General features: G+C 29.4%; 17 protein-coding genes. 1 reads left to right on the top strand and 16 read right to left on the bottom strand.

Annotated elements, in window-relative coordinates; all coding sequences use genetic code 11:
• Position 1 precedes the first annotated feature (1 nt).
• The 14 genes from V6137_RS07350 to V6137_RS07285 all read right to left on the bottom strand — a co-directional run bounded on the left by V6137_RS07350 (position 2) and on the right by V6137_RS07285 (position 10327).
• Complete coding sequence (locus tag V6137_RS07350) at positions 2 to 367, bottom strand: cupin domain-containing protein (RefSeq protein ID WP_425447253.1); 366 nt, start codon at positions 365 to 367, stop codon at positions 2 to 4.
• Between the two features lie 188 nt (positions 368 to 555).
• Positions 556 to 798: a GNAT family N-acetyltransferase gene (locus V6137_RS07345; RefSeq protein WP_425447252.1), complete on the bottom strand. Its 243-nt coding sequence runs from the start codon at positions 796 to 798 to the stop codon at positions 556 to 558.
• 263 nt (positions 799 to 1061) lie between these two features.
• Entirely contained in the window at positions 1062 to 3830 is a 2769-nt protein-coding gene (locus V6137_RS07340; protein ID WP_425447251.1) for a M56 family metallopeptidase, read from the bottom strand.
• Entirely contained in the window at positions 3823 to 4209 is a 387-nt protein-coding gene (locus V6137_RS07335) for a BlaI/MecI/CopY family transcriptional regulator (RefSeq protein WP_425447250.1), read from the bottom strand. The genes V6137_RS07340 and V6137_RS07335 overlap by 8 nt, the downstream gene beginning before the upstream one ends.
• A gap of 221 nt (positions 4210 to 4430) precedes the next feature.
• A complete protein-coding gene (locus V6137_RS07330) occupies positions 4431 to 4712 on the bottom strand; it encodes a CD3324 family protein (protein WP_425447249.1) in 282 nt (93 codons plus the stop codon).
• Positions 4713 to 5031: 319 nt separating this feature from the next.
• Positions 5032 to 5241 (bottom strand): sensor histidine kinase, encoded by a 210-nt coding sequence (locus tag V6137_RS07325; protein WP_425447303.1) that lies wholly within the window; start codon positions 5239 to 5241, stop codon positions 5032 to 5034.
• Positions 5242 to 5276: 35 nt separating this feature from the next.
• The gene (locus V6137_RS07320) at positions 5277 to 6314 is read right to left on the bottom strand and encodes a sensor histidine kinase (RefSeq protein WP_425447248.1); all 1038 of its coding nucleotides are present in this window, start codon (positions 6312 to 6314) and stop codon (positions 5277 to 5279) included.
• A complete protein-coding gene (locus tag V6137_RS07315) occupies positions 6311 to 6904 on the bottom strand; it encodes a response regulator transcription factor (RefSeq protein WP_425447302.1) in 594 nt (197 codons plus the stop codon). Before V6137_RS07315 ends, V6137_RS07320 begins: the two co-directional genes overlap by 4 nt.
• Positions 6905 to 6909: 5 nt before the next feature.
• A complete protein-coding gene (locus tag V6137_RS07310; RefSeq protein ID WP_425447247.1) occupies positions 6910 to 7260 on the bottom strand; it encodes an FtsX-like permease family protein in 351 nt (116 codons plus the stop codon).
• A gap of 11 nt (positions 7261 to 7271) precedes the next feature.
• Entirely contained in the window at positions 7272 to 7568 is a 297-nt protein-coding gene (locus tag V6137_RS07305; RefSeq protein ID WP_425447246.1) for an ABC transporter permease family protein, read from the bottom strand.
• A gap of 290 nt (positions 7569 to 7858) precedes the next feature.
• Complete coding sequence (locus V6137_RS07300) at positions 7859 to 8701, bottom strand: DegV family protein (protein WP_425447245.1); 843 nt, start codon at positions 8699 to 8701, stop codon at positions 7859 to 7861.
• 233 nt (positions 8702 to 8934) lie between these two features.
• Positions 8935 to 9405, bottom strand: a complete 471-nt coding sequence (locus tag V6137_RS07295; RefSeq protein ID WP_425447244.1) for a GNAT family N-acetyltransferase — start codon at positions 9403 to 9405, stop codon at positions 8935 to 8937.
• Between the two features lie 50 nt (positions 9406 to 9455).
• Positions 9456 to 9734: a hypothetical protein gene (locus V6137_RS07290; RefSeq protein WP_425447243.1), complete on the bottom strand. Its 279-nt coding sequence runs from the start codon at positions 9732 to 9734 to the stop codon at positions 9456 to 9458.
• Between the two features lie 116 nt (positions 9735 to 9850).
• Positions 9851 to 10327 (bottom strand): hypothetical protein, encoded by a 477-nt coding sequence (locus tag V6137_RS07285; protein WP_425447242.1) that lies wholly within the window; start codon positions 10325 to 10327, stop codon positions 9851 to 9853.
• Positions 10328 to 10964: 637 nt separating this feature from the next.
• On the opposite strand from V6137_RS07285, the gene V6137_RS07280 reads away from it, so the two are divergent.
• Positions 10965 to 12440, top strand: a complete 1476-nt coding sequence (locus tag V6137_RS07280) for a methyl-accepting chemotaxis protein (RefSeq protein ID WP_425447241.1) — start codon at positions 10965 to 10967, stop codon at positions 12438 to 12440.
• 105 nt (positions 12441 to 12545) lie between these two features.
• Here the strand turns inward: V6137_RS07280 and V6137_RS07275 are convergent, their stop codons facing one another.
• Positions 12546 to 12956, bottom strand: coding sequence for a (deoxy)nucleoside triphosphate pyrophosphohydrolase (locus tag V6137_RS07275; RefSeq protein ID WP_425447240.1), 411 nt, complete (start codon positions 12954 to 12956; stop codon positions 12546 to 12548).
• A gap of 19 nt (positions 12957 to 12975) precedes the next feature.
• Positions 12976 to 13710, bottom strand: coding sequence for a Rossmann-like domain-containing protein (locus V6137_RS07270; RefSeq protein WP_425447239.1), 735 nt, complete (start codon positions 13708 to 13710; stop codon positions 12976 to 12978).
• Positions 13711 to 13856: the final 146 nt, after the last annotated feature.

Below are 13856 nucleotides of genomic sequence, written 5' to 3'. Positions count from 1 at the left end.
CCTACTCTAACTGATCTTCGATGGATTTAGTTATATCTGTAATCACTTTACCAGTGTGTTTCGTTTCTTTTTTTTCAATTAGCATTACCCAGCATTCCTCCTTTGCCATTGGCCTATGTTTTATTCCTTTTTTTACTACGTAATAATCCCCTTCATTTAATGTGATTACTTCATCTTCCAAATGAAGATCAAAGTTTCCCTTTATAACATAGAACATTTCATCTTCATTTTCATGGATATGCCATACTATTTCACCTTTAAATTTTGCTATTTTTATGTAGTCTTCATTTACTTCTGCAATTACCTTTGGTGACCAATATTTATCTATTGAACAAAACAAACTACTAACATTTCCTTTTATATTCATTTTTATTCCCTCCATTTTATTAATCTAAATATTTTTGATAAGCTAATTACTACTATTGTATCAAAAACTCTTTTAGTATTTTAATTTTTTCTTTGAAGAATCCACCAATATTTATCATAACTACTTTTCTCCTCAAAACCTATTTTCTTAGCTAAATGATAAGAGGTTTGATTTTCTTTATAACACTCTCAAACTGGAGCCATCCCTTTTTTAATACACTTATTAATAAATATTGATGTAACTAGAGTGGCTAGACCTTTACCTTGAAATTCCTTAGATGTTTCTACATCTAACTCTAATTTATTATTCCCTACTGCACATGCATAACAGACACTGGTAATCTTACCTTTATATAGCACAAAGGTGCCGTTGGCACTCCTTTGTGCTGTCCAGAGTACAAGATGCAGAGAGCAGGGAATTGGTAATCCCATAAATATATGTAGTGATTCAATACATTAAACCACTTAGTTTTTCTTCGAGAATACCTATTATGCCAAAGACTATATTTTCAATGAGCTGTGGGATTACGAACCCCCTAGCAACTAAATTTTATTATTATATTGTATGGCATAGTTTTTAACTAAAGATAATGGAGTTTTAATATCATGAGGTAGAATACCCCTATCTTTTTTGTGATTTTAGTAGTTATTTTATAAAAGGTTATAATCTTAATTAATTTAGCACCTTTGAGTTGCTATGTAAGAGGAATTAATTCATCATCATTTTCATAGTTTTTTTCATATAAGGAAACCCCATATTGATTATTCTCCTTTAGATGCTTAATTAAATTTTCCCGCTGTAATATGGCAATATCTTTGCGATTGCCATAATGATTAAGAATTTCATCGGCAAGTCCCTTTATATTTTTCCCAGATACAGGCAGTACACAAAACTCCTTTATTGAACTAGTAAAGTAAGCTCCATCCATAGCCTGCTGATATTCGTCTAAAGAATAGTTTCCATTGTCATTCTTTACATATGTTATAGAAACTGGAATAATGGAACCTTCATCTTCAACAAGGACCTTATCATATAGTTTATATCTAATACTATATGTTGTAACAAAAACCTTTAGTTTATTTTCTTCCTTATAACTTCCAAAAATATGGGGGGCTATTATAGTAAAACCACCTCTTCTGTTATTTTTCTTCTTTTCAATTTCAGTTTCGTATACCAACTTTTCAATGGGATAATCTCCTTTATAAGAAAAATCAGGAAGGATAACCTCTTCTCTTATATCAAGCTGTTGAAACCATTCCATAGGAGATAAAGTTTCATCTGTTACATTATCCCTTTGACCTAATAATTCCTTACAAAGTGTCATCATAAGTTGACCTCGAAGTCCATCCACATCCCCTTTATGAAACTGAGAAAGCATATATTTAAGTGCTTCTTCTCCCCCATATTTAATAATATCTTCGTATTCATCTTCGTGTGCTTTAACATAATCCCTTGGATTAGAGGATTCTTTAGGGGATGACATTATGGACTTCAAATTTTCTTCCACAAGGTCAATGATTTCCTGGGAAAATTGTTCTTCCGTTTCAACCCCTTTTATAATTTTCTTATCTGTTAATATATCCTTTAGTAAATCTAAATCATTACTAAGTTTAGAAAGATTCCCATACTTTTCTTCAAAATAAGATCTTTCAAATTTAAATTTAGTATTATACTTTGACTTATCCAATATTCCATCAGATTTTGTATTTCGGAATGCAAATGTCAATTCATCAAGATTATCAATCATAGAAAAAGCAACCAATGCATTTGTTTTTGACTTTGCTTTAATAATATCTTTTGGTGTTAGGATAGGCCATTTTTCTCCATCTTTTGTTGGTGATTTTGCCTCGTAATATATTGTAAGACCATAAGGTCTATTACTTGTTTCCATAGATGTATACCTCTGTATAAAGTATCTATCTGGAACGGGTAAAAGACCAGCGATAGCCATTGTCTTTATATGATTCCCAAGATATGGTGTTTTATATTTTGAAATCTCCTCCAAATCATATGTCATCATATTAACCCTTACAACAAATCCATATGTAACTATTCCCCTATTCTTAAAATTCAACTCTAAAGTATAAATATATTCCCCTGAATCAGGTGGAGACTGTATATATAGTTTACTATTTGTAACCCTTGATTCTATATCAATTTCTATCTCTTTATCCCCTTTATAAACGACTATATTTTCCACTTTAAAATCATATTCTTTATTCTTTTTTAATTTCTCAGTCTCAATAATAAGCTGCTCCTTAGATGATGTTGAAACTATATTATTTACTCTATATTGGAAATTAATAGGTATATCTGAATCAGCTTGTATATGCTCATCCCCAGTCCTCCAAGAATAACTACCTATTTGGGCTTCTTTTGTTTTTTCTCCTTCTGTACGTATGGTTATATTAGGTGGACTGCTCTTTTCTTTATTAACTCCTACCCCTAAAAATAATGACCCAAATATTATAAATCCTAGTAAAATTATTGAGAAAAATATTATAAGTTTTGATTTTTTACTATGATTCATAATTGCTATTAATCTTTCTTTCAAGGTCTTTTTTTCTTCACACATAGTTGCCTGTAGTACCGAAGTAGAATATTTATGCTCTGCTATAACAGATATTAATGTATCACCATAATCTTGTTTTTCTGATGAATTAAGCTTCTTAATAACTGCTTCATCACAGGCTAATTCACAAGCATGGTTAATTTCCTTTTTAAAGAAGTGCATAAAAGGATTAAACCAATGGATGGAAGTAGCTACCATAGTTAACCATTTTATCCCTATATCAAAATGTCTAAGGTGGGAAATCTCATGAAGTAAAATATTTTTAAGTTGCTTTTCATTAAAATCCACATCTGGAATTATAATGTAAGGCTTGAAAAGCCCAATTAGCATAGGTGTAGTTACAAACCGATTACGTACAAGTTTCACACCTTTTCTTCCATTTAGTAGTTTATAAAATATTTTATTTTCTTTATCAGTTGCTGGTCTATATCCTGTTTTCAATTGCTTTAGAAACCTTATATAGCCAGACAAGTTTCCTAAAAGTACTGTCATTAAACCAAGTATCCATATGGATACAGCATATTTATTAAGTATATCAATAAATCCTCTACTGTCATTAACCTTATCATTATAAATCTCTGGTACTATATTTTCTTGAACTTTAGATACTGGTGTTGAAATAATGATATTATTCGATGTAATCTCCATTGGTTTAATAGTATTCTGTTTTTCTATTGCTACAGGTGCTTTATTACTATAAAATACATCATTCATTATACTATCTTCAACGGAAAATGGAGTTATAAGTCTTAGTAGCACTATAATCCATATATAATACTGTATCTTTTTTGATAACCTATGTTTTATAAAAGGTTTAAGGGTAAATATTAATACCCCAATAATACTCCCCGATAATGAAAGTGATAATAAAAATTTAATTGTTTCATTCATCCCTGTTATCCTCCACTTTAAATAGACTACGTAACTCCTCAATATCATGATTATCTAGCTTTTTATTTCCCACAAGGGATGCAACAAGATTCTTGGCACTACCAGAATACACTCGATCAATTAAGCTTTGGGTTGTATATTCTTTATACTCCCTTTCACTAACAAGTGGTTTATAATAAAATACTTCTTTTTTGATTGCTAAAACTACCCCCTTTTTACAAAGTCTTCGAAGCAGAGTTTTTATTGTAGACCTTTTCCAATTACTATTTTTCTCAAGGATCCTTCTAATGTCACCAATGGGTAGTTCACCCTCTGCCTCCCATAAAACACGCATTACTTCAACTTCTGAATCTGTTATTTTCGAAACTAATTTACTCATGGCCTATACCTCCTTCCAGGTTACAGGTGTAACCTTTTGCATTTATAGTTTACACCTGTAACCTCTTACTGTCAATATAAAATTATCTTTTCAGTAGTAATCCCCCTTTCAGCCATTTGGCTAAAGGGGGATCTAATATATTCAGGGTCTCCATATAGCTTTCCTAAACAATAAAAGGGTATTTGATATCTAAGATTAGATACCAAATACCCTTTTATTGTTTATGCTGATACTTTTCTTTTTTCTTGTCTAATAATTCTTCTAATACTATGCTCGGTAAGATAGTATTGGTGGCTAAGCTCTTTAATAGATAATCCTTCATTATACTTATTAAAAATCTCTATATTCCTTTTCTTTAAACTCCTTTTTGCACCACTCTCTTCTCCCCAAGCTTTTATATTTTCAGACTTGACAGGTATGTATAAATAACTACCATCTGTATATTTTTGAATTAATTTGATCACATCTTTAGGTAATACTTCTTTTGCGTTTTCATATTTCATAATCTTTCGCTCCTATCTACTTTTTATTTTGTAAATAGTAGAGCAAAGACTACATAAAACTACATTATTAAAATTTTTATAGACTCAGGCCCTGAACAAAGGGTATTGCACTTGTTTTATGTAATCTTTGCACAGAGCCTAATCTAGTAATAGGTTCAACTGAATGCTTCACCATTATAACCCCCTTTTCTGTAACTATATTAGTTGATTATAACAATCTATTCATATAAAATTTTGTTACACTATACTAATTATATCATTCCTATAATAAATCACAAAATATTCAACCAATATTTACCTTTAAGAGACCTATCATACACTATCCCACTTGCTTAATTACAATAGTAAAACTTACACCATCCTTAGTATTCTTAACAAAAATATCTCCCTGCATCTTTTTCATAATTTCCTTTGATATATATAGCCCCAATCCATACCCTGGATTATCATTTACATTGGATCCCCTATAGTAACTATTAAAAATATACTTAAGTTCTGTACTAGGTATAGATTCACCGGTATTACAAATTTCTATTAATTGATAGTTTTCTTCCTCGTCATAACTTACTTGGATTTTTTTAAATCACCATACTTTATGGCATTTTCTATAATATTATCAAATACTTCTTGTAAACGTTCTAAATCAACCATTACCATTAAATTTTCGTGTAGTTTAGCCTCTATATAGTCCATATGTAATAGGTCTGTTTTTTGATGAATGATCCTGTCCAATTGATTATGTACATCAATCATATAGATTTCCTTTGGTTTTACCTCTATACTTCTCATTTCTTTAGATGATGTATCTAGTAATTCCTTTGTTAGCTTCTCAATAACTTCCACTTTGTCTAATATAATTTCTAAAGCACTATTTCTCTCTTCTTTTCCCTCATAGATATTCTCCTTTAAAGCTATAGCATAGTTTTTAACTGAAGATAAAGGAGTTTTAATATCATGGGACAATCCAGCCACCAAGGTTTTCCTTTCCTTCTCTAATTTAAGATTTCTATCTCTTTCATATGATAATTGTTCCCTAAGCATATCGGGTCCCCAAATGAAGTCTTTAAAGTATTTGTTTTTAGATTGGAGATTTATTTTTCCTAAATACCCCTTTGCTAATTCCTTCGTTATACCAGAAATTCTTATTAAAGGTCTAATTAACTTTCTATTGAGAGTTAATATATGAAGAACTAAATATATATATCCCCCTGTGATAAGTAATATTACTAAAACCTTAGTATTACCTTTAGAATCACTAGACTTCACCTTATATTTGACTATGTATTTCGTTCCTTCTATCGGCTTAAAAATCGCCCTATCACCAGAAGATATCTCAGAATAAAAGAACCTACCAACCTCATCATGGGACTTATGCTGATAGTCAATAATCTCTATATCTTCCACTAACTCCATCTCTTCTTCTGTTAATTTATTGATAATTTTAATATTCTTTTCTAAATCCTGGGTTAATAGAGGATGTATCCTATTTATGATCACTTTATAGATCCCATCAATTGTATGGGAATTATTTGTTGAAATATTTATAATAATTATTAATGCCATTAACCAAATTACTGTTATCACTGAAAGTTGTCTTTTCATATTGTACCTTCATATCTATATCCCACACCCCAAACCGTTATAATAGATTTAGGGTTTTTAGGGTTCTTTTCAATTTTTTCCCTTAACTTATTAATATGAACTGTTAAAGTTGAAATCTCACTGAAACTATCAATTCCCCATACCATATTAAAAAGATTTTCCTTTCGCATAACACGTCCTTTATTTTCCAGCAATATCTTAAGTAGCTTATATTCCTTTTTCGATAAGGCTAGCTTTTTCCCTTTTAGAAATACTTGTCCCCCTATAGTATCAATGGTTAAGTCACCATCAACTAATTTATCTGTTTCTACATTCATCTCATATGCTCTTTTAAGTTGAGATTTTACTCGAACACAGAGTTCCTTTATTGAGTAGGGCTTTTCAATATAGTCATCAGCACCTAGTTCTATACCAATAATTCTAGCATCCTCCCCAGTTTTGGCACTAATTATGATAATAGGAATATTTGATTTTTTTCTCACCTCTTCACAAATGGATAATCCATCTATCCCTGGCAACATTATATCTAATATGAGTAGCTTTATAGAATTTAATTCTAAGTAGTCTAAAGCTTCTTTACCATCATTTATAATTTTTACCTTATATCCCTCTTTTTCGAAAATGTTGTAATTGTTACAACAGTCATTAACATCACAGGAGTAAACAAATATGCTTCAATGGGATTAACCGTAAATTCAATTTTATATGCACCTATTATAGAAAGTATAAGGCTTAATATTTTTTCACCTAATGTATTTGAGATAACAGTTCCGATAATAATCCCTAAGTTTAGAACAATTAACCCTCTAGTTATATACTGTATCTGAATGTCCCTTAATGATATACCTATACTCCTCATAATAGCTATTTGAGATGAATCCTTGGCAATAAGCATTTTTAAAAATAATGATGTAATCAATATTGAAACAAGAATTGCTAGCACCATAGCTAATATAGTTAATAAACCCGTTTTATATCATAGTGGGATATACCTATGGCTTTCATAACACCTATTTCACGATAATCTTCTTCTATTGTAGAAAGTATTGTAAATCTCAAGCATAAAAGAGCTATTACATTCAGTAATAAAGCAACAAAAATAATTACTGCAGCTACTAGTCCATCGGTTATACTATTCATTATTTTTATCAGTCCATAATCAATAGTAGGTCCTTTTTTAGGAAGATTTGATGAATCATACTGATTTGAAAATTTAGGTAAATCTTCTAAATCATTTAACTGGTAACTAATCATATATTCTATTTCTCCAAATCCACTTTTTAACGTTTCAAAGTCTGATTGACTGATAACAAAATAAAGGCAAAAACTGCTATAGTTATAACTTTATTTCTCTGTAAATCTTTTCTTAATATTTTGAGTATCATAATACTCACCTCCCTTGGTATTCTATGATAATATAATAACATTGTAATTATTAAGAAATCCTTAAGTTTTGAAAGTTTTTATAAATAATCGAAAGAACACTACCTTTTAAGCAGTGTTCTTCTAAAAATATGTTTTATTTAATTAATACAAATATACTTTTAATCTGTCATTATTGTAACACCAATCAACCCAGGCCCTGTATGTACTCCTGCAACTGGGCTTATATCTCCAAATTCTAATTTAATTAAATTTGGAAGTTGTAAGATTTTTTCATAAAGTTCCTGTGCTTCTTCTTGAGCTCCACCATGTAGAACCCATACCTTTCCTTTTTTTTCTTCCAGTGTATTTTTTACTATATCAAAAACCTTTGATATACTCCTCTTCCTCCCCCTTACCTTTTTATAAGTATAATAAACCCCTTCTTTATTAATTGAGATAATAGGTTTCACGTTTAAAAGCTTACCTATATTCCCCGAAACTTTTCCAATTCTTCCTCCTTTCATGAGATACTTAAGAGTATCTAGAACATAGTACACACTTATTTTATCCCTAAACTTAGGAAGTTGTGTTACTATTTCTTCAAAACTTTTACCTAATCTAAGCATCTCTCCACATTCTAGTATTATAGCCCCAGCCCCAAGGGTCAATGCCCGTGAATCAAATATCTCAAACTTAATTTCAGGATAGTTCTTGCTGACAAGTTTGACACTATTATATGTACCAGATAGACCTGAAGAGATTGTTACGGCTATTATATGGGTATATCCTTCTTTTTTCAGTTTCATAAAAAGCTGATCGATATCATTCAATGAAGGGAGAGATGTTGTAGGAACCTCAACTGCCATGTTACTATATACTTCTTCTGGAGTTATATCAACTCTATCAGTATATTCCCTATCCTTATATAGGATTTTTAAAGGCAACACATGAACATTATACCTTTTAATTTCATCATCTTTTAGATCACTTGTACTGTCAGTGACCAAAGCAATTTTATTCAAAAATATCCCTCCTAAGATTAAATACTTCAAAATTTTATTGTATTAATAGTAGATATAGCTATATGCTTTCTCGTATAATATTTCCTTTTCATATATACTATGTAAAAGACAATTAATTGTTTATTATTGGTAAACTCTATATTAGTATTATTGTACATATATCCATTTATTATAATAGTCTATAACAAAAAAATAAGGATAGCTTAAGCTATCCTTATTTTCCTACCCCGATATTATATCTCTATTATAGAGTCTTCCATACCCGGTACATATCCAAGTTTTTTATTTAATTCAATCATACTATGGTTATTATAATGGGTTGTTGTCTGTATAGTTTTGATACCTTTACCTATACACCATTTTTCTAATAGTTTTTTTAACTCCGTTGCTATGCCTTGTCCTCTACAATCTTCTGTTACATATAAGGATAAAATCATTATGCTATCCTGTGGTTCTTCCTGTTTATTTGCCCATATAAAGCCCTTTACTTCACCTTGATTATCTTCTGCCACCATAAGAAATAAATCTTCACTTTTTGTATTTTTAATCCTTTCTATGGTTTCTTGTATATCTTCAAATGTTACTCTATACTCCGGTCTCCATATTTTTGGGGTAAGATTATGCCATTTGCCGATTTGAGTTAAGATTAAATCTAATCTTTTGTTTACAGTATTATTATTAATTTTAATTTCTCTATAGTTCATAGTTGGTTCCTCCTAATAATAATTTTGTTCTTTCACTTAATATTGTATAGCTAAAATTTCCTAAAATAATTTATTACTAAAGCTTCTAACTCATCCATTTTTATTTTAGCAAGTTCTCTAGTAGAATAACCACAACTTATATCCTTAATAAATTCACATCCTAAGTACCACCCTACATCGCTATATCCTTTAAAATCAACCCAACCTTCATAAAAACATTGGGTATCAAACTCTATATCTAGAGTTTGATCTCTTATTATACTGTGGGCACCATGACTTAACTCATGATATATTAATCCAATCATTTCCTTTTCTCCATACCAATTCATCTCTGCTATCCTTTCTGCTCCTATTAATATAACCTGATAAAAGTTAACTTTAGTAGCCCAACCTGCCCCAATATAATAAGTTCTGTCTCACTACTATTCTAATCTCAATTACAATATTACATACACTCCTTTTTATCTAATGCAAAGTATATCTCTATTTTAGGTTTTTTTGATATACTCTCTTCAGTGTGATACTCATATTCAAAATTTAGTCCTTTAAAATTTGATTTCGGTAACCACTTTGTATAAAAATATCCCTTTGCTTGTCCTATGGCTAATCCCCATAAAAATCCTAACTTTGGTTTAACAATTATTTTCCCATAATAACCTTGAGGTAAAACATGTTTATGTAGTTTATCATTCTTTAGTATTCCCCCTATAAAAAGATTAAAATCTTTAGTTTCCTTGTTATAATTTCTACTCAAGGTGAAAAATGGTAAAACCTCTCCTTCATTTTTTTCTACCGCTTTATAATACTTTTTAGATAAATCAGTAATATCTTTAGATATTGATCTATCATTAGAGTTTAAACTTAATCCATATAATTCTATAGTTTCTTCCTTATAAACTATATCCACGTTAATTTTATTCATACATTAACCCCCAATAATATTCTTAAATCCTTAGTCATACGTGCCATTGCTGATACATATCCAAGTTTTTTATTTTTAATACTTTTTATAGTTATATATATATTCATACATTACCATATATTTTGATTTCCATATTTTGGATAAGATTATGCCATTTATCGATTTAAGTTAAAATTAAATCTAAGTTTTTGTTTATAGTTCATGGTTAGTTTTCCTTGATAATAATTTTGTTCTTTTGTTTAATATTGTATAGTTAAAATTTTCTCAAATAATTTATTGACATAACTCCTCTATTTCAATTTTATAAAATTGTTTAATAGCATAATTATAGCTTATAGCTTTAATATAACTCTATTTGCTTTAATGCAATTCTCATTATTATATCTTTTTTTGAAGTATTCCATATTACTATGACAAATTCCTTCTTTCTTAAAGTATTAATATGTTTCTAAACTTACTTAGCCATATATATAAAGTTTTTTACATCATACAAAAATTTCGTCATAAAACTAATTTTTTTGACGAAATATGTCGATATATTTATTGAGGATACTTTTAGATACATAAAAGTTTTATTTCAAGAAAGGGGGCTTTATTTTAAACTTAATAATATTAAATATAATAGGAGGAGATATTTATGGGACAACACCTTAAAAATGCCGATAAAGTCAGTACTATTATTATCGATTCTATAGTTATATTATTAATCTCGATAGCCATTTTTAAATTTGGATTTATACCGGGTTTAAAAATTACTATACCTATAATAATAGTTGCAGCATTGGTGACGGGATTTTACTTTATTAATATCAATAGTAAAATAAAGGCTATATTTTATGCTTTACTAATTTCACTTATTGCTTTAAAGGACTTTTTTGATCCTGAAATGGGATTCAATGGTTCATATGGAATACTTCTTTCAATCGCTGTAATATCAATGTATTTTAGTAAAAGGCTAATTGTAATACATGGAATTATTTTAAATGCTTTACTCATAACAGTCTATTTAATTACTCCCCAAACCCTTCTAGGTGGACAAACTCGTATAACTCTGTTTTTACTTGTTATGATAAATTTAAATGCTATTATTGCTTGTCTTTTCTTTGTGAACAAATGGGGTTCAAACCTTATTAACACATCTCAACAAAAAGCAAATGAAGCTTTAAATTTAGTAAATGTATTAAATAAAACATTAGGTAAAACTAAAGATGGGGCAAAAATATTAAATGACAGTATAAACATGTTTACAGAAAATATGGATTCAAATTTAATTACTATAGAAAATGTAAACACTACAGTACAGGAGATGTCAAAAGGAGTACAACATCAAGCAGAAAGTATAAACATTATAAATAGTAACATGAATGAAATTGGGTATGATATGGATGAAACACAGAAAGCTTCTAACAATGTTTTAAAAAACTCTAATAGCATGATAGAAAAGGTTTCCGGTGGTATTGACAAAGTACAACAAATGGAAAATCAAATGAAAGCAATTAATGAAGCTGTTGGAACGTCATTAACCATTGTAAATCAACTGCAAAACAAAACAGACGATATCATTGGATTTCTAAATGCTATCAATGATATAGCAGAGCAAACAAATTTACTTGCTCTAAATGCTGCTATTGAGGCAGCAAGAGCTGGAGAACAGGGTAAAGGATTCGCTGTCGTTGCAGATGAAGTAAGAAAACTTGCTGAGGGTAGCTCAATGATAGTAAAAGATATAAATAATATTATTAAAGAACTTTCAAGACAAACTAAAACCGCTGTAGACACAGTACATAAAGGAGATACAGCTCTGAAGTCTGGAAATGATATCCTAGAAGATGTACTAACTTATTTCAACGATTTTTCTGAAGGTTTTGCACAAACAAATGAATCTATTTCTAAAGAAACTAAAATGATAAAAAAAGTTTCTTCTAATATTATTTCTGTACAAGAACAAATAGAAAATGTAGCTAGTATTTCAGAGCAACAGGCAGCCTCTACAGAAGAAGTGGCAGCTACGATGGACAATTTAAATAGGGATGTATCTTCCATGGGAGATACTATAAGTAAGATTAATTCTTTAAGTAATGATTTAGAAGAGATTTCAAAATACCAAGAGTAATATAATACTGTTTGGTAATTATTAATAATAGTTAGTTGGGGGAATTATACATCCCCCAATAACGAATAAATAAAGTTTTTAGGATAAAGATTTTTAATCTATATTTTATACCAATTCGTCGGTATTTTTAAGTGACTTTTTTCTAATTAATCTATCTACAGCAGGTCTATCAGCAGGAGCGAAATCAAAGTTTTCAAGTTCATCTTTTTTTACCCACAAATACTTTTCATGTTCATTTAATAGAAGCTTTCCACTTTCCCATAAAGCTAAAAATGAAATAAGACAAATTTCTCCAAAGTCATAGTTATGATAATTAATGTGAAATTTTTCTATGATTTTTATCCCTATATTTAGCTCTTCATAGATTTCTCTTTTTATACATTCTTCTGGTGTCTCATTATCATTTATTTTTCCCCCTGGAAACTCCCATGACATAGGCAACTTCATTTTGGAGCTTCGCTGGGTTATTAAAATCTTATTATTATGAATTATAATAGCTGCACATACTTTTAGCATCATGTAACTCCTTATACTTTTATTTACTACATGGACAAAATCTATCCAATTCTTTCAAACATGCTGTTGCTGAAATTGTTGTACCAAAAAATATTACTGGCTTACTGTTTATATAATTGGTAATAGTACTATTGGCCACTGCACTTCCTGTTGCCAATATAATGTCACACCATTTTAACATATCCTTAGTATTTTTCTCTCCATCTTCAATCTTTACACCAAACTTAATAGTATTAATTTTATCTTTATCTAAATCTGTCGTTCTTACCCTAAAGTTTTGTGCTAATTTTTCAAGCATAGCTGGTTGAAGACCAATTAATCCAATCTTAGGATCCCCATAATTTCTTTTTATATGCTCAACAAGTAACTGGGCACACTCCTCTGGTTCTTCATCCTTACAATGAATAGTTCCATCACATATTTTTAAATGTTTACATACAGCATTTAATGTTGAGATTAAAACTCCCCTATCAAAATTTGTTTCTATCCTTCTATCTAAGATCTCCTTTATAGTTCCACTAAATTCTCCTGGCATATCAGTAAATGCCTGTCCTTTACATCCTTTAAACTCTGCCTGAAGCATTTTTTCTTTGCCTTTTAATATAGGGTAATCTTCTCTTTTAGGAGTTCCTATAGCTTCCTCTGGTTTTAATATGTTTCCCTTTATTTTTATATTTTCATTAATAATGTCATTATCCTCAGCTAGTTTTCTAAACTTAGTAATTAAATCTTCATAGAAATTATTAGTTTTCATTTCTCCACTTCCTTATTGTTTATTTTGTCAATATAAATAATTATAGATAATCTATAAAAATCTATAAAAACGGTTCAGTGTAAAATATATTTTAATATTTTATATTATTTAAAAACGGTTCATTTTATAATATATATTATTTTTGC

This window comes from Dethiothermospora halolimnae (assembly GCF_037577855.1).
Classification (GTDB): Bacteria; Bacillota; Clostridia; order Tissierellales; family VENL01; genus Dethiothermospora; species Dethiothermospora halolimnae.
The sequence above is the reverse complement of the archived record's forward strand: the minus strand, read 5'-3'. Positions and strand labels throughout refer to the sequence as shown.